The sequence below is a fragment of the Bacteroides faecis MAJ27 genome (genome assembly GCF_900106755.1).
Taxonomy (GTDB): Bacteria; Bacteroidota; Bacteroidia; order Bacteroidales; family Bacteroidaceae; genus Bacteroides; species Bacteroides faecis.
Genome location: NZ_FNNN01000005.1, coordinates 224,218 through 241,868 on the forward strand (window position 1 = coordinate 224,218; position 17,651 = coordinate 241,868).

Genomic DNA, 17,651 nt, shown 5'->3' on the forward strand with positions numbered 1-17,651 from the left:
GCAATGGAAAATAGGATATTCAAGAAATTAATTCACTCTTCCTATATGCAAGGATTGAGGCAGTATTGGTGGAATCTGTTTGTTAATGGATTTCTGATGTCTTATCTTGTTCCAGTTGGCTTTCGTCGCTTCATACTCAACTTCATGGGTGCGAAGATCAAGGGAGCATTACATGGACATAGTGCCATACTGACAACCAAACTACAATTGGCAGAAAGTAGTTTCATCAACCGCAATTGTTTTATTGACAATAATGCGATGATAACCATCGGAAGGAACTGTTCTATCGGATATAAAGTAACACTCATAACTACCAATCATTCAATGGAATGCTGTGATAAACGGGGAGGTGAAAACCAGCCCTCACCGATTGATATTCATGATGGCTGTTGGATAGGAGCCAATAGTACTATACTTCCTGGGAGTATCATCGAAAAAGGATGCGTGATTGCTGCTGGAAGTGTGGTGAAAGGAACATGTAAGACGAATAGATTATACGCTGGAGTGCCAGCAAAGGAAATAAGACAATTAGACTAATGTTTGGATTATTATCAAAAAATAAGGAGGGTATCTTCAATGTCGGGTTATTAGAAATGGCAATTGCGCTATATCCTATCATTGCAGGATATGGCTATGGTTCTTTTAAATTGGCTTTTGGCTTTCTTTTGATTATTGATGTTTGTTTGATTGGACGTATGAGGCAATCAAACGTGTCGTTCAGACAGTTATACCAATACTTAGCCTTTGTTGTATTGCACAATACAGTGTGGCTGTTTTTGCTACAGTCGGTACCTAGTTATTTTGTGAATTCATGCATAGCCGATGTTATTTATCTTGTTTCAATAGTACTGATAGTCCCACACTTGGACTTTGTTAAGCTCAAGAATTCTATCTACATAGTGGCTGTCGTTTGTATAGTTGGTATGATTTACCATGTGCTGATGATACAGACTGGTCATTCCATTCAGCCTATTAAGTTGCCGTTTATGCCTGAAATGGGATCACAGTCTCGACTTTATGCCTATTTGGATCGTCCTACCTCTTTCTTTTGGGAACCTCAGTCATATGCTTCTTTCATGTTGGTGCCTCTTTTCTTCCTGCTTAGGGAGAGACAAATGCTTTTTGCTTTCCTTGTGGCTGCTTCTATGCTTGTTTCCACCTCTACTACAGGTATCTTGATGGCAATGTTCATGCTTGCTTTCTTCCTACTGACGCAAAAGCAGAAGATATGGTATCGGGTTCTTGGTGTGGCGGCAATCATAGGTCTGGTGTATTTCTTCTTATATTCATCATTCACATCATCAGGACTAGAAAAATTAGAGAATACTAATCTGGAAGAAAATAATAGAACCATCAATGGTCTTTTGATTGCTCAAGATATGAATTTCTTTGATCTCATTTTTGGAGTACCATTTGCCAACTTGCAGGATGCTTACGAAGCCGGGTACATTACTCGAAATATTATTGTAATGGCTGATGGTATCGTGTTTGTTTCCGCTTTTTGGGTGTGCTTGTGTTGTCAAGGTTTGATAGGATTGTTCTTCTTCATGAATGTCTATTGGGGAATATTTAAGCAGAATAAGGCAGTATCACCATACTTGATTTGTATAATAATCAGCCTTTTCTCCAATCCGGATATTTTGGGTGCATCATACGTTTTTCAGCTTATGATAATGTATGTTTTCATATCCTACAATCAGAAGCACGACGAACAATTAGAATACAGTAACAGTTATGAAAATTAATATCCTTACATTTCAGTTTGCTAAAAACTATGGTGCAATTTTGCAGGCGCACGCATTATCTTCATATATAAAGAATGATCTCCATGAAGAGTGTGAGATTATTCAGTATTGGCCAGAGAGAAGTGACGCCTCATGGAATATGTATTATCGAGGATTTGAACCGAAAGTAATTCTACGCAATATCTTTGTTTTTTTCAATATCAAATTTAAGCGAGAATTTAGGGCAAAGAATCAGGTCATGCAGAAAGCTATATCAGAACTTCTGCCTCTTACTAAAGAAAGATATACTCGTGAATCAATCCTAAAGCACCCCCCTACTGCCAATGCCTACATTTGCGGAAGTGATCAAGTTTGGAACTTTGTCAAGTGCTTTGACGATCCTACATACTTCTTCGATTTTACAAAGTCAATGAAGAACGTCAAGCGAATTGGTTATGCACCAAGCATTGCCGACCCATGGCCAAAGTCAAGGTGGGAGGAATTCAAGGGGTATCTTTCTCATATGGATATCATCTCTGTTCGTGAAAAGAGCGATGTGCCAGTGGTTGAGAAACTCTCAGGCAAGCCGGTTACGCACGTCGTAGATCCTGTATTTCTGAAGACAAGAGAGTATTGGGACAACCTCTCGCAGGACATGAACATCAAGGAACACTATATCTTCTGCTATTTCCTAGGTACAAATGATTTGGCTGTTAATCTGGTTAACAAGGTGAAGCAACTTACCGGCTTCAAGATTGTCCACTTGAATCTGAACGCTCGCGATCGTTTTAATTCGGATTACAACCTGCGTGCTGTCTCTCCTCAGCAGTTTATCGGTCTCATCAAGAATGCTTCATACGTTTGTACCAACTCATTCCATTGCTCTGCATTCTCTATCATCTTCCGCAAGAACTACTTTGTAGCTCCCAAGGGTTTTGCCAATGCCCGTATGGAGAGCCTGCAGGAGATGTTCGGTCTGAACAATCGCATGTTTACGCAAGAGCTGATTGATGGCATGACCATTGAACAGATGACTGTAGATTATTCTAAGGCTGACGAAAAGTTCGCTCCATTTAAGGAGAAGTCTTTACAATACCTCAACAACGCACTTTATGGAGAACCAAATTAAACTGGTGGAGAAAGCACATTGCACAGGTTGTCGAGCTTGTTCCAATGCTTGCCCCACATCGAGCATTAAGTTTGAGTTGAACGGGTTGCACTATTACCCTACGATAGATGAGGACACCTGCATCCGTTGCGGCAAGTGCATGGGTGTATGCTCGCCTCTTCAATGGGGGATAAAGCATCCTTCCGGTATAGAAGCAAAGTCCAAGTATTACTGTGCCTGGAATAAAGATGCAGCAGAACGATATGCTGCCACTTCGGGAGGCGTTGGTGGTGCTATGGCTGAACTGGCGTTGAAAAACGGGTGGTATGTGTGTGGAGCTGCTTTCGATAAGGATTGGCATCTATCTCACATCGTATCAAACGATAAATCCATTATAGAGCAGATTAGGGGCTCTAAATATCTACAGAGTAATACGGATGGGGTATATGCAAAGATTAAAGTACTCTTGGACGAAGGTGAGAAGGTGCTGTTTATCGGTACTCCTTGCCAGACCGATGCTTTGAACAATTGCGTTCCTGTGAGGCTGCGAGAGAATCTGCTTCTTTGCGAGATTATCTGCCATGGTATCAATTCACCCAAGGTTTGGGAAGATTACAGACATCACTTGGAGAACTACCACAAGTCTCCAATAGCCATCTATAATTTCCGCTCCAAGAGTTATGGATGGGGTAAGCTGCGAGTAGCCTATACATTGGCAAATGGCAAGGAGGTGGATGTTCCTGCTTACCAAAACATATTCCACCATTGGTTTGGACAGCACTTCATGCTTCGCGAGTCTTGCCTCAGGTGTCAGTACAGAACCGTCAATCGCTATTCGGACATCATCATTGGCGATTTCTGGGGAATTGAAACCATTGAGCCGTCACTAGATGTAAAGGCTGGCGCTTCGGTTGTCATCACCAATACTCCTACAGGTGAGTCGTTCTTTGTCGAATGTCAGATGACAAAGAAGGAAATAGAATCTTCTTCAGCCTTGAAGGTCATAAAGGGTTTTGTTGACAAGACCAGCGAAGAGCATAAGATGAAGGAAATAGATAGGATGCATAAGTTTGAAGAGGATTATGCTTCCCATTCGTTTGATGCGATGTACAAACAGCTATATCCAAGGATCACTCCTATGCAAAAGTTGCTGAACTCTGTATTATACTACCTGCACTTAAAGAAATGAATAAAGAGAATATTGCAAAATCCGCGATAGGTGTTACCATCGTGATGATTATTGGCTATTTCCTTTCGTTTGGAAAGGAAGCGCTCGTTGCATACTACTTTGGTGTATCTCCTGAAGTGGATGCCTATACCATTGCTATTCAGGTTCCTGTTGTTCTCTTCTCGTTTGTAGCTGTGGCTATTCAGTCGGTTATAGTTCCGTTGTATTCAGATATACTCTATAATCAGAGTCGCGAAAAGACCAATCTGTTTGCCAGCAATCTCATCATTATTGTCTCGCTATTTGTCTTGCTGCTCTTTGTTTTGGGTGAGGTATTCGCGAGCGGATTGATTTATTTGTTTGCTCCTGGTTTCGATTCTGAGGTTCATGAACTTGCAGTAACCCTCCTGAGGATAACGCTTCCTACAGTGTTTTTCTCGCTGATTGTGAAGGTCTATACCGCAATCCTGAATGTCAACAAAAAATATGTTTTCCCCGAATTGGGATTATTGCTGCTAAACATCGGATTGATTATCACAATCGTTGTCCTTCAAGCCCAGTACGGCATTGTGGCTGCTTGTTTAGGTCAGATTGTGGGCACGTTGGTTCAGTTTGGATTTTTAGCTCTATTAATCAGAAAGTACTTCTCATTCACTTTCTATTTCAACCCTAAAGAAGAGAAAATGAAGCAGGCATTGAAGATGTCATTGCCTGTGTTCTGGAGTATCAGTGTGGCAGAACTGAACGCCATGATCAACCGAATGGTTGCCTCATTCCTGTTTGTGGGCTCCATTGCTGCACTCAGTTATGCGCAGAAACTGAATACTATCTTCATCTCCTTCTTTACATCGGCTATTGCAACCATCGTATATCCTCTGTATGCAGAATCAGCTGCAAAAGGTGATACAAAACAGTTCAATAGTCGAATCAACCTGACAATGTCGGCATACGCATTCTTCCTTGTGCCGGCGATGGCATTCCTGTTATGTTTCAAGCGTGAGGTTGTTACATTGGCATTTGCACGAGGAGCCTTTGATACTTCTGCCATCGATTTGACTCAGCAACTCTTAGGTTTCTATGTGCTCGGATTGCTATTCCTTTCGTTGCGGGGTACAGTTACGAATGTGTTCTATTCGCTGAAAGACAGTACCACGCCGGCCAAGAACGCAACTGTCGGTGTTCTTATCAATCTTGTGTTGAACCTTACGCTACCGTTTGTTATGGGAATCAATGGTCTTGCTCTGGCTACAGCACTCTCGGCCATCTACATTACGACTATGTTGCTCATCTTGCTGTTGAAGAAATATCAGGAATTTAATCTCACTGGGTTCTTCAAGAACTTTAAGGGTATTGTTGTAGCTTCTGTCGTAACTGCTGTTGCAATGGTAGTATGTAAATACTTCATGGAAGATAGTTCTGTTATCCTGCGGTTCTGCATAGGATGTTTGTGCTGCATGGTTTGCTACCTGACGTGTATAGTTATCATGCGAGTTCCTATATTCATAATGTTTACAGATATGATTAAGAAAAAGAAAAAATAATATGGTAAAACTGATAATAAGAGACGATGATTGTAACTTCTTCACTCGTCCTGAAGATTTAGAGCATGTATATCGTTCCATTTCAGATTTTCCTGTCACCTTTGCAGTTGTTCCTGAAGTGACGGATGTGTATGGTGGATGTCCTGATACAATGAACAATACCATTCCTCGTTCTGTAGGCGAGAACAAAGAGTTGGTAACCTACCTCAAGCAGAAACTGGAAGAGGGTAAGTGCGACATCACTTTGCATGGAGTATATCATGGATATAAGTTTGATAAGGATGGCAAGAAGATTCCGGAAATGATTTGGCGAAACAATGAGCCTGATCTTTGTGAGAATCTTGGTCGATGCAAGAAGTATTTGGAAGAGACGTTTGATTATCCTATCAACTGCTTTGTGGCTCCAAGTAATCAGATTTTGAAAGAGGGTGTTAAAGCGGTTTATTCTAACGGCATGAACTACTCTGGTATTATCGCGTCATCGTTCAATAGGGAGTTCTCATTGAAGAGTCTTGTGAATTATATTAAGCGCTGGAGCATCAGACTCTTCCTTGGTTTCCCTTATCCTGGAGTGATGAATTATGGTACACACTTGGAAGTGAATGCCACCAATCGTACATCCTACGATTTCTTGAAGAAGCTGTTCCATTATTGCGACAAGCATGATATGCCACTGGCTATCAATGTGCATTATTGGCACATGCGTGATAACGAGGAGTACTATAAGGGTTTCTTTGATTTTATTAACTATGCTCTTGCTCATGGTGCAGTACCTACTCGCATGAGTGATTGTTTTAATAAGTATAAATAATTTACAGGATGAAAATACTATCTTTCGGACATATCCCGTCCGCTGTAGGAGGTCGGCAGAGTAGCGGTCTCGCTAATGTCATCTATCAGTTGGCTTATCATGTGGCAAAGCAGGATGGCGTGGAGATGACAATGGTAGCTACGGATGTCTTTGTGCCGGAGCTTCACAAGGGTGCGCTCACCATCTTGGGATGGACGAAAGGGATGCTGATGAAACATGCACTGAAACATCCTTGTACGGTTGCAAAGATACTCGTCAATACGCTCAGTTGCAAGGGCCAGTATTCACTATTGGTTTCAGTTCCCGGGGTGTTTTTCAAGAGCCTGCTTCTTGATTATGCCATCCGAAAAATTCACCCAAAGATAGTGCATCTGCATGGTGTGGTTGCTATGTATTACCTTCCTATCGTTCCTTCAAATGTAAAGGTGGTGGTTACGCTTCATGGCAATGTGGGTGCAGACAATAATCTTCCTAATCGTGAGGTGTATGCTAAGTTAGAGAATGCCCTTTGTTTATCGTCAGGAATTGATTCTTTGTGTACCATATCCACTACGATTCCCAAGATCCTGAAGGAGGCGTACGGTACCATCGTTCCACCGGTCAATGTAATCCTGAACGCTTACGATAATAGTGTGTTTGGTTATGTCAAACCAAAAGAGCATAAGAAGACAACCCTTTGTACCATCGCTTCTTTCTCGAAACTGAAGGGACAAGAGCGGGTAATTGAGGCATTGCGCAACAGCAATTGCGATTATCGCTATCTGTGTATAGGCCACATCTCTGAGGAGAATAAGGCGATGATCGAAGAGAAAGCAAAAGGATTGGACTTTGAGTGGCTGGGTGTGAAGAAACCGACTGAAATTCGTAAAATACTTGCTGAATGTGACTATATGATTCTGCCAAGCTCATCAGAAGGCTTTGGTCTAGTCTATCTCGAAGCTATCGCATGTGGCGTGCCGGTTATCATTCCTCAGTACTTGCCCTTGGCTCAGGAGGGTTATATCCTTAACGAGAGTAATTCCATTCGCATAGCAGACAGTAGCTCAAAAGCTATTGAGGTAGTATTGCCTTCACTACAGGAAAGTAAATGGGACAGAAAAACAGTTTCAGAGTCTATCATCTCCTATACTTGGGACAATATCGCTAAAGAATATGAAGCACAATTTGCATCACTAATTAAAAAATGAAACAATGGATTTTAGAAGTTTATATCGTCTCAATTTGCTGTTTATCAACGCGGGGGGTAAAGTAAAATATCTACTCCGCCTTTCTTCATTGAGTAAGACCAAGAAATTATTAAAGACAAACGAGGAGATTATTGCGACCCGTAAGCACGACACCATCTACATCTGTGGACTTGGTCCTTCGCTGGCAGATGTGGATTTGGATAGGTTGATAGACAAAGATACCGATACCTTGGTCGTGAACCATTTTTTCAAGATGGCTGAGAAGACAAAATTGAGACCAACCTACTATCTGATGGCTGATGCCGGATTCATGAAACCAAAGCATATTGAGGCTTTCAACAAGGCTGTTGAAATGTATAAGAAAGATACCACTTTTGTCTGGAGCACCTCCTTTCTGAGCATCAATCCCGATTTGGTCAACTTGGACTGTAAGAAGACTTTCCTTGCCATGTACAATGGCTACTACATCGATCCTAAGAAGTTTGAGCTTACTAAGGTCATGCCGGCTTTTGGTAATGTCGTTTGTGCTGCTATTGCATTTGCCATAGGTGCAGGATATAAGAAGATAGTCCTTCTGGGATGTGATTTCAATTCTTTTGCCTTCCCTCATGAGGTTCATTGCTATGATGGCGGTAAGGAAAACAAGGCTGTACGAAGAATATCTCTTGGCTATGAGCTCTTCTGCTATTGTTTCGATGCATTTGTCCATGTGCAGTTGGCAGAATATGCTAGAACATTGGGCGTTGAGATCATCAATTCTACCAAAGGATCGCTAATTGATGCGTATCCTATGAATGTTGATGAAACTTTATATAAAACTGGTGTTGATAAGTAATGGGAGCTTTAAAATACATTAAAGGTGGACTGAGAAATCTCTTGAATCCAGGTGTGTCATTTCTATCGCGTATTGATGATGTTTCAGAGGTTAGTCCAAAAGCAAAGGTATATGGCAAGACACAGATTTATCAGTCACAAATTGATGACTACTCGTATGTGGCGAGTGGAACGCAAGTGATTTGTACTGAAATTGGAAAATTTTGTTCTATTGCTGATGATGTAATTCTTGGTCCTGGAATACATACTCTTAGTCAAATATCTTCCTCTCCAATTTTCACAGAATACTATAATGCAGTTGGCAAGAGTTGGACTTCCAAAACTGTAGCAAAGCCCTTCAAACCTGTGCGTATAGGACACGATGTGTGGATTGGCAGCAGAGTGGTTGTTATGGGAGGTGTAACTATCGGAAATGGTGCAGTCGTAGGAGCATGTGCCGTAGTCACTAAGGATGTTCCTCCATACGCCATTGTAGGTGGTGTTCCTGCAAAAGTCATTCGCTATCGTTTCCCTGAAGACGTTATTTCAAAACTAGAGGAAATCCAATGGTGGGATATGCCAGAGGAGAAACTTAAGTCGTACATCGCATTATTCCAAAAAGAAAATATAAGGATTGAGGATCTAGAAGAGTTTTGTTGCTAATATGAAACCTGCCCGAACAAGTGAAGTGTAAGTTCATGGTGCAATTCCAACGGACGGAAAAAAGAATGAAATCAAATTATGAGTGAATTGCAAATATCACAACGAGGGTATCGAATGCCACAATCGCCAATCCGTAAGTTAGCTCCTTTGGCGTATGCGGCTGAGGATGAGGGCGTGAAGATTTACCGACTGAATATCGGTCAGCCGGATCTGCCTACTCCGCAGAAGGTGATGGATGTGCTTAAGAATGTGGATCTTATCACCCTAGAGTACTCGCCTTCGCAAGGTTATAGGTCGCTTCGTGAGGCGCTGGTAAACTACTACGAGCGCTACCAAATAAAGTTGAATGCGAGTGAGATTATAGTTCCAGAGCCTGCATATGCGAACTACATGAGCTTTGCTATTTCGGCGGGTGCGGATTCGTACGGTGGTAACTACCATTGAGGAAGGATTCTGCTTGCCTCATGTAGATAAGTTTGAGAAACTGATCAACGAGCGCACAAAGGCGATTCTGATTTGCAATCCAAACAATCCTACAGACTACCTTTATACGCAGAAGGAGATGAACTGGATTCGCGACTTCGTAAAGAGGTATAACCTATATCTATTCTCAGATGAGGTGTATCGCGAGTTCATCTATACTGGATCGCCTTACATTTCGGCAATGCAATTGGAGGGTATCGAGCAGCATGTGGTGCTGATTGATTCGGTGTCGAAGTGTTACTCAGAGTGCGGCATTCGTATTGGTGCTCTCATCACGAAGAACGAACAGGTGAGTAAGACCGTCATGAAGTTCTGTCAGGCGCGACTGAGTCCTCCGTTGTTGGGTTAGCTAGTGGCAGAGACTTCCATCTCGAAGGAACGGAGCAGTATTCGCGCGAGGTGTACGACGAGTATGTGAAACGTAGGAAATGTATGATTGATAGTGTGAATCGTGCCCTCAGTTGCTATACCCCCGGTGCCTATGGGCGCGTTCTACAAGGTGGCAAAGCTGCCAGTGGTTGGTGAGACGATTATGCAGGCTTCTGCTGCTGGATTCTATACTTCGCCTGATTTGGGAAAAGATCAAGTGAGACTAGCGTATGTGCTTTGTAAAGAAGATTTATAGAGGACATTTATGATATTGCAAAAAGTTTTAGATGAATATGATATATTGAATAACAAATAATTGATATGTACGTACATTTCTTTAAGAGAGTCATAGACTTTCTGGTTGCGTTGTGTGCGCTTCCTTTCTTTTGTGTAATTTACATTGTATTAGCTCCTTTCTATTTCTTTATGGATAGAGGCCCGATGTTCTATTCTGGAAAGCGTCTGGGACAGTATGGCAAGTCGTTCCCTATGCATAAGTTCCGCTCAATGAAGGTGAATGCACCAGATATTCGTCTGAAGGACGGTTCGACTTACAATGGTGATGATGATTCACGTGTAACAAAGCTTGGCCGTTTTATCCGTAAGACGAGTTTGGATGAGATACCTCAGATTTTAAACGTACTGAAGGGTGACATGAGTCTGATTGGTCCTCGTCCTGATCCGCTAGATTGGCTGGACAAGTATAAAGAGGAAGAGAAGGTCTTCCTGAATGTGCGTCCCGGAATCACTGGCTATAATCAGGCATACTATCGTAATAGTGCCGATGCACAGGAGAAGATTGACAATGACGTGTATTACGCAAAGAACATCAGTTTCGCCCTTGATGTGAAGATAATTTTGAAAACCATCAAGACAGTGTTGTGCCGCGAGAATGTTAATGTAACAAGAGAATAATCACTATGCGAGAATACGGAAGTGAGCATCCTGCCATTGTGCTTCCAGATGGTTATTTTGAGTCGATGGAGGAATATGGTCGTGAGGTGTTGTTTATGAGAAGTGGCCGTGAAGCTTTGCTGTTGGCAGCAATAGCTGCTTCTCCAGAAAAAGACAAAACGATACTCTTTCCTGCCTACTGCTGTTGGTCAATGAGTGCGCCTTTTGAGAAGGCGGGCTGGAAGGTGATTTATTACCGCCTGAAGGAAGATCTGACTGTCGATATTGACTATCTGATACAACTGTTAGAAAAGGAGAAGCCACAGGCAATACTGACAATGAACTTCTATGGTAGTGCTTCGACAGACGATGCTGTACGTATGATTAAGGATTGCGATGAAGACATAAAGGTCATTGAGGACTTCAGTCATTGTACCTTTTCGCTCAAGTTGATACACAATCCAAAGGTTAATATATACGTGTCGAGCATACGAAAATCGATAGGTGTGTGTGATGGGGCTGTGATATTAAGCAAAGAGCCGCTACCTACCCAGTACATACAAAAGGAACAAAAGGATTTTGCTGACAAGCGCTTTGTAGCTCAGACGGATAAGGCACGCTATACCTACAGTAAAAATCAAGAGAAGAAAGGTGAATTCCTCAGTACAATACGCGAGTGTGAAGGGATTATCAACGAGTTTACGTCTGTTCGCCCTATCTCAGATCGTGCAAGAAAGCAGTTGGCTCAAGTGAATGGTGAGGAGATTGCCTATGCCCGTAGGAAGAATATGCGCCACTTGTGGTCATTGCTGAATGGCAAGGTGGAGATGGTTCCGGGATTGGAACGATGCATGGAGGGGGCTCCATTCTCATTGCCTATCCTTATAGATAATCGCGATGAGGTGCAAAGTACCTTGGCTAAAAGAGGTATCTATACGCAGTTGTTATGGCCTATTTGCGAGGAGGCTCAGCAGGTGTGTAGCGTGTCGAAGATGATGGATGCTCGAATGCTTAGTGTACCTATTGACCAACGATATTCATGGGATGACATTGAGGATATGGCAGGCATCATCTGTAATGTGCTCAATGTTTAGGACTAAATAATATAAGAATATTATGCAAAAAAGACTATTGGTATTGGCCGCAGGCATCTTGCAAGTGCCTGTCATCAAGAAGGCCAAGGATATGGGAATATATGTAATTGCTGCCGATGGCGATGCGAATGCCGTAGGTTTGCAACATGCAGATAAAGCTGTGGTGGTGAACATCACCAGTGAGGAGGATGTGCTTCGTGTAGCACGTGAGGAACGTATTGATGGTGTGATTCATCCTTGCTCGGAGGTGAGCATGAATGTGATGGGTCGTCTCAATGAGGAGTTAGGATTGTCGGGCATCACCAAGTTACAGGCGATTCGTGCGACGAACAAGCATCTAATGCGTGAGGCATTTGAGAGGGGCAATGCCCCTTCACCGAAGTCTTTCTGTTTTGAGGATGCAAATAAAGCTTGGAAGTGTTTCTGTAAGGAATTGCCTAAGGATGGCATTCTTAAGCCCTCTCGAAATAGTGGTTCACGTGGGATTGCAAAGATACAGAAAGGACTCTCTGAAGTTCAGTTTGTTGAATTATTCAATCGTGCTAAAGAGAAATCACGTGATAAGAGTGTTATGCTTGAGCAGTTTGTTGAAGGGCCTGAGTTCTCTGTGGAAATCATTGCTTGGAATGGTGAAGTAAATGTGCTGACAGTAACAGATAAGAAGACAACAGAGGCTCCCTATTTTGTGGAGTTGGGTCATAATCAGCCTTCTTGTTTCCCTCAATATACTGTGGATTCAATTAAGGACGCTGCAGTAGCTGGTGTGAAAGCTTTGGGCGTGATGAACTGTGCATGCCATGCAGAGGTAAAAGTTCAGAACGGTGAGGCTTATATCATGGAGATTGGAGCTCGCCTTGGTGGTGATTTCATTTCTACTGAATTGACCCATTTGAGTACGGGTGTAGATATGGTGGCTGCTGCTATCAATTGCGCACTCGGTATAGCGCCATGTCTTGAGTCTTCAGAGGAGAAACATGGAGTCTGCATCCGCTATTTCTGCCCGAAGCCTGGAAAATTGGTAAGTATACAGAACACCGAGGTGCTGGATGATTCTCGTGTGTATCTCTGGGAGATTTACCACAAGGAGGGCGATATGATTCCAGAGGTGACGAGCAGTCTATGCAGAAGCGGTCACGTGATTGTGACCGAAGAGACTCCCCAAAAAGCCATTGCGTTGGCAGAGAGATTGATTAACGAAGTAAAGTTGGAGACAGTATGAAAGCAGTATTCCCCTGTTCATATTACTTGCCTGAGACGGCAGCAAGCCTCTACTTGACGGACAACATCATTCATGCTTGTGCCGAGCAGAACTTAGAGGTGGATCTATACACGCCTACCCCTACGCGAGCTGTGCCAGAGGGTGCAAAATGGAAGCGATATGAAACAGATGTGGATGGCAAGTTGCGCATCCACCGCTTCCATTTGTATGGCGAGGGTAAAAATCCTATTTTGAGAGCATTGCGCTATGTGATAGGTGAGGTGATGTTACTTCACTACTGTATATGGAAGAAATATGATGTTGCGTTTATCGATTCGACTCCACCAATACAAGGATTAAAGATGCCGCTGATTAAGTGGCTGAAGCGAAAGCCAACGGTGTATAATGCTCAGGATATTTTTCCTGACTCCCTAGTGAACAACGGACTGTCGAAGGGGGGGAGTCTTGTATGGAAAATTGGTCGCATCGTGGAGAAGATTACCTACAAGTATGCAGATAAGATTATCGTAATTTCTGAGGACTTCAAGAAAAATCTTTTGGCGAAGGGTGTTCCTGAGGAGAAGATTGTTGTGGTGTATAACTGGGTGGATCAGAATGCAGTGGTAGATATTCCGAGGGAGAAGAACAAACTGTTTGAGATGTATGGATTAGACAGGAGTAAATTCTATGTTACATATAACGGTAACATTGGGTTGTCTCAGAACATGGATATGCTGCTAAGTGTGGCTGAGGAGTTAAAAACATCCAATTCTGACATCCACTTTGTTCTTGTGGGTACGGGGGCTTATCTGGACGAGGTGAAGAGAATGGTGGCTGAGAGAAATATAGATAATGTACATATACTTCCATTCCAACCATATGAGGATATTAGTCATGTATTCTCGTTGGGTGATGCGTCTCTCGTGATTTCTAAGCCCGGAACGGGTTCGGCATCTGTGCCTTCAAAGACATGGAGCATCATGTCGGCAAGTCGTCCTGTACTGGCCAATTTCGATGAGAATGAACTCAAGAGCATCCTTGAAGATAATAGCTGCGGCATCTTCACTAAGGCGGGCGATAAAGAGGAGTTTAAGAAGTCGATACTTACACTGTATCTCAATCGCGAACTCTGTAAAGAGTACGGCAAGAACGGTCGTCAGTTCGTATTGAATAATCTCACTCGTGAGGTGGGTACACAGAAGTATGTGGATGTGATAAAGTCTGTAGTGAAAGACTAATGAATGAATTATTTTTCGAGTTACTCTAGTTGCTATAGGTACTCGCGATGTATTGTCGCATGTTTCTTCGGCAATGGAATGGCAGGAGATAAATGAGATTTCGGAAAAGCAAGGACTAACAGGTATTTCGTTTCATAGTGGGCAAAGGCTGTATGAGGAATAGTCTGAGCAAACTGTCTATTTGCCCATCGGCTTGAAAATGCAGTGGCTTGGAATGGCAGCATACATTCAGGAAGAAAACTTGTTGGTGGATGAGCATTGTGAGGAGATTACTCGTATGCTAGCGGAGGATAGTTTTAGGAGTTGTATTCTGAAGGGGCAAGCTAATGCCTGCTATTATCCACAGCCCCAGTTACGTACTTCAGGAAACATTGATATATGGGTCAGTCCCATTGCCTCGAAGGGGTTGTTTGAAGATAGAAAGCTAGTGGCTAAGTATGTGATAGACAGGGAGGATGACTATATCCGTATGCAGTACCATCACATTGACTATCATATATTCCCCGATGTGGAAGTGTATTTCTGCCTTATAGTGCTGTTTAACTATCGTAAGAACGAGCGTTTGCAAAACAAGTTCGGAAGCGGAATGGATGGAAATAAGAATAGAAACAAATTTGATCAATAACTTAAAAAACAAATAAAAATGAGTACAGATTTGAGAAGAAGGAATATTCCTTTTTCGCCTCCAGATATGACGGAAGCTGAAGCTAATGAAGTTCGTGATGCAATTCTGAGTGGTTGGATTACGACTGGCCCTCGTACTAAGAAACTGGAGAAGATAATTTCTGAATACGTTCACACAGATAAGACGGTATGTCTGAACTCTGCTACGGCTGCCATGGAGATGGTGTTGCGTGTGTTGGGTGTGGGTCCTGGCGATGAGGTTATCATGCCTGCATACACTTATACAGCATCAGCTTCGGTTGTTCAGCATGTAGGTGCTACCATCGTGATGGTAGACTCGCAGAAGGACAATGTTGAGATGGACTACGAGAAGTTGGCTGCAGCTATCACGGAACGCACTAAGGTGATTGTTCCTGTTGACTTGGCTGGTATTTGTGCAGATGTGGATAAGATCAAGGAGATTGTGATTCGTCCTGAGATTTTGGCAAAATTCACTCCTAAGAATGATATACAGAAATTGATTGGTCGTATCGTGGTGTCTAACGATTGTGCGCACTCGTTTGGTGCTTCTCGCCACGGCAAGATGGCAGGTGAGATTGCGGACTTCTCTTCATTCTCATTCCATGCGGTGAAGAACTTCACGACAGCAGAGGGTGGCGCAATGACTTGGAACTTGGCTTTCGGTAGTGAGAAGGTAGAGCGTCAGCAGATGTATTGCGGAAGTCTTGTGCCGTTTATCGAGGATGAAAGCTGGAATGAGTTCATTTACCGCCTCTCACAACTCTTCTCTCTCCATGGTCAGAACAAGGATGCATTGGCTAAGACTAAGTTAGGTGCATGGGAGTACGACATTATCGGCCCATGGTACAAGTGCAACATGACAGACATAATGGCTGCTATGGGTTTGGTACAGTTCGAACGCTATTCTGAGATGCTGAAGAAGCGTGAAGAGTATGTGGCCTATATGAATAAGGCTATTGATGATCTTAACGCTAACCTTGACACTAGCCATCAGGTAGCTTATCTGAACCATAAGGCTGAGGATCATTGCTCATCGCATCACTTGTATCTGGTGCGTCTGCAAGGTCGCACCCGTGAAGAGGCTAACCATGTAATTGGGCAGATGGCAGAGCGAGGCATTGCTACTAATGTACATTACAAGCCACTTCCTATGATGACTGCATACATGGCTCTCGGCTTCGACATCAAGTACTATCCTAATGCCTATAACTTGTTCGAGAATGAGATCACCCTCCCGCTCAACACTTGCATGACTATGGAGGATGTCGAGTATGTGATGGAGAATTTCGTGGATATCGTCAAATCGTTGTAAGCTATTGGCATTGTGGCCAATTTCAAAAAACTTATGGGAGGTATTTGCAAAATTAACATATACCTTTTCTGGTCTCAAAAGACAGATAAGTCTTGTTACGATGATTGTGCAACTGCAAGAAAAAACGGATAACTATGATACACATAGATAAGAAACTAATATCAGAACTGTTTGACAGGGCTTTGGTAAATCCTCGCCTTCGTCATAGTTTTGATCTTTGTAATCCAGATAATAGTGGGCAGCGTATGCTCAATGCCCTCATGCTAGGAACCAGTGTACCGATTCATCGTTATTCCAATTCAAACGAAAATGCTATCCTAATTTGTGGCAAGCTCGTGGAGATTATCTATGATAATGATGGCAACGAGAAAGACCGTATTCATCTGAATTCTACCGTAGGAAGTTTTGGTTGTGTAGTACCTACTGGAGCATGGCATACTGTAGAGATTCTTGACCCTTCTGTTATCTGCGAAGCAAAAGACGGTAAGTATGGCGAGGATGGCAGTGAAACACTTGACGAGTACAGAGCAAAGCTGACTGGAAAAACAACCGATAACAAGTCATTTTCAAACTCACTTGGTGACCTAAAGAAAAACATCGAGTATCTCATTGGTATGGAACGTCAATCTGGTTCAATGGATGCAACTCTCCCTTTATACGTTTCTCGTATGCTCAATGTTCCCACTCGAAGATGTGAGCAAGTTATGAAAGAGCTTTGATAGAATAATTTAACCCCTTAATTGATACTTTATTATGATTACAGAAGAATTGAAAAAACGAGTAGCTGACTTTGTTGAAATGGAGTAGCGTTCGGGTTCAATGCAGTTAATGACATCAGGATTACGTCGCTCGCTGCATGCGGATTGCCGAGGAAGATGCCGCTGAAACTTTCGAAACATTGAAGAAGTAATGTTTATCTGTCAGCACAAGTAGGGCTAATACCTGCGACTTGACAGAAGTCTACTAATATCGACCACAATGAATTTCTCCTACATTTCCCATAAAAAGATGATGGGTATAACATCGTTTACATACCGTAGCAATCTGAATCTTGTCCATAAGGAGTCACTTTTCCGGATTGCTGTTTTCCTTGGTGTGTCCGTTGGTAAATCAGCGAGTAAACTTACCATGATTGATAAAATCGATTCCTACGCCAAGGCAAATCCGATAGAGGAATTGGAAAAGCTTTGTGTGAAGGAACTGGTCTGGGAGTTCGTCAAGACGGGTCTCGATACTCCCCGTGGTAAAAGCTTCCTGCCAGACCTATAATATCTTGAAGATATTTTTTCTAGTCTCTGTGTGTTATGACAAGAAGACGCGGAAGGAGAATCTGCTGATGGCCGATGAACTGCGGGAGTTGTTTGTATCTCACCTCGATTTCGTCCTGAAAAAATCTTGGAAGG

General features: G+C 42.7%; 17 protein-coding genes and 1 pseudogene. All 18 read left to right on the forward strand.

Annotated elements, in window-relative coordinates:
• Positions 1-3 precede the first annotated feature (3 nt).
• Positions 4-537: an acyltransferase gene (locus BLW31_RS06570; RefSeq protein ID WP_010538358.1), complete on the forward strand. Its 534-nt coding sequence runs from the start codon at positions 4-6 to the stop codon at positions 535-537.
• A complete protein-coding gene (locus BLW31_RS06575) occupies positions 537-1,745 on the forward strand; it encodes a hypothetical protein (protein WP_010538357.1) in 1,209 nt (402 codons plus the stop codon). The genes BLW31_RS06570 and BLW31_RS06575 overlap by 1 nt, the downstream gene beginning before the upstream one ends.
• Positions 1,735-2,853, forward strand: coding sequence for a polysaccharide pyruvyl transferase family protein (locus tag BLW31_RS06580; RefSeq protein ID WP_010538356.1), 1,119 nt, complete (start codon positions 1,735-1,737; stop codon positions 2,851-2,853). The genes BLW31_RS06575 and BLW31_RS06580 overlap by 11 nt, the downstream gene beginning before the upstream one ends.
• A complete protein-coding gene (locus BLW31_RS06585) occupies positions 2,837-4,021 on the forward strand; it encodes a Coenzyme F420 hydrogenase/dehydrogenase, beta subunit C-terminal domain (RefSeq protein WP_010538355.1) in 1,185 nt (394 codons plus the stop codon). Before BLW31_RS06580 ends, BLW31_RS06585 begins: the two co-directional genes overlap by 17 nt.
• Complete coding sequence (gene murJ / locus BLW31_RS06590; RefSeq protein ID WP_010538354.1) at positions 4,018-5,541, forward strand: murein biosynthesis integral membrane protein MurJ; 1,524 nt, start codon at positions 4,018-4,020, stop codon at positions 5,539-5,541. The genes BLW31_RS06585 and murJ overlap by 4 nt, the downstream gene beginning before the upstream one ends.
• A gap of 1 nt (position 5,542) precedes the next feature.
• Complete coding sequence (locus BLW31_RS06595) at positions 5,543-6,352, forward strand: DUF2334 domain-containing protein (protein ID WP_010538353.1); 810 nt, start codon at positions 5,543-5,545, stop codon at positions 6,350-6,352.
• 8 nt (positions 6,353-6,360) lie between these two features.
• Positions 6,361-7,539, forward strand: a complete 1,179-nt coding sequence (locus BLW31_RS06600; RefSeq protein WP_010538352.1) for a glycosyltransferase family 4 protein — start codon at positions 6,361-6,363, stop codon at positions 7,537-7,539.
• A 4-nt stretch (positions 7,540-7,543) separates the two neighbouring features.
• Complete coding sequence (locus tag BLW31_RS06605) at positions 7,544-8,374, forward strand: DUF115 domain-containing protein (protein WP_010538351.1); 831 nt, start codon at positions 7,544-7,546, stop codon at positions 8,372-8,374.
• Positions 8,374-9,015: a CatB-related O-acetyltransferase gene (locus BLW31_RS25010; protein WP_010538350.1), complete on the forward strand. Its 642-nt coding sequence runs from the start codon at positions 8,374-8,376 to the stop codon at positions 9,013-9,015. The genes BLW31_RS06605 and BLW31_RS25010 overlap by 1 nt, the downstream gene beginning before the upstream one ends.
• 78 nt (positions 9,016-9,093) lie before the next feature.
• Positions 9,094-10,123, forward strand: a pseudogene (locus tag BLW31_RS06615) (aminotransferase class I/II-fold pyridoxal phosphate-dependent enzyme).
• A gap of 65 nt (positions 10,124-10,188) precedes the next feature.
• A complete protein-coding gene (locus tag BLW31_RS06620) occupies positions 10,189-10,782 on the forward strand; it encodes a sugar transferase (RefSeq protein WP_010538349.1) in 594 nt (197 codons plus the stop codon).
• Between the two features lie 5 nt (positions 10,783-10,787).
• Positions 10,788-11,855: an aspartate aminotransferase family protein gene (locus tag BLW31_RS06625; protein ID WP_010538348.1), complete on the forward strand. Its 1,068-nt coding sequence runs from the start codon at positions 10,788-10,790 to the stop codon at positions 11,853-11,855.
• Positions 11,856-11,877: 22 nt separating this feature from the next.
• Positions 11,878-13,074: an ATP-grasp domain-containing protein gene (locus BLW31_RS06630; protein WP_010538347.1), complete on the forward strand. Its 1,197-nt coding sequence runs from the start codon at positions 11,878-11,880 to the stop codon at positions 13,072-13,074.
• Complete coding sequence (locus tag BLW31_RS06635) at positions 13,071-14,291, forward strand: glycosyltransferase family 4 protein (RefSeq protein ID WP_010538346.1); 1,221 nt, start codon at positions 13,071-13,073, stop codon at positions 14,289-14,291. The genes BLW31_RS06630 and BLW31_RS06635 overlap by 4 nt, the downstream gene beginning before the upstream one ends.
• Positions 14,292-14,484: 193 nt before the next feature.
• Positions 14,485-14,916: a nucleotidyltransferase family protein gene (locus BLW31_RS06640; RefSeq protein ID WP_349102206.1), complete on the forward strand. Its 432-nt coding sequence runs from the start codon at positions 14,485-14,487 to the stop codon at positions 14,914-14,916.
• A gap of 18 nt (positions 14,917-14,934) precedes the next feature.
• Positions 14,935-16,248, forward strand: coding sequence for a DegT/DnrJ/EryC1/StrS family aminotransferase (locus BLW31_RS06645; protein WP_010538344.1), 1,314 nt, complete (start codon positions 14,935-14,937; stop codon positions 16,246-16,248).
• A gap of 134 nt (positions 16,249-16,382) precedes the next feature.
• Positions 16,383-16,967: a WbuC family cupin fold metalloprotein gene (locus BLW31_RS06650; RefSeq protein ID WP_010538343.1), complete on the forward strand. Its 585-nt coding sequence runs from the start codon at positions 16,383-16,385 to the stop codon at positions 16,965-16,967.
• 289 nt (positions 16,968-17,256) lie between these two features.
• Positions 17,257-17,517, forward strand: coding sequence for a hypothetical protein (locus tag BLW31_RS06655; protein ID WP_029425587.1), 261 nt, complete (start codon positions 17,257-17,259; stop codon positions 17,515-17,517).
• The last annotated feature ends 134 nt before the right edge of the window (positions 17,518-17,651 follow it).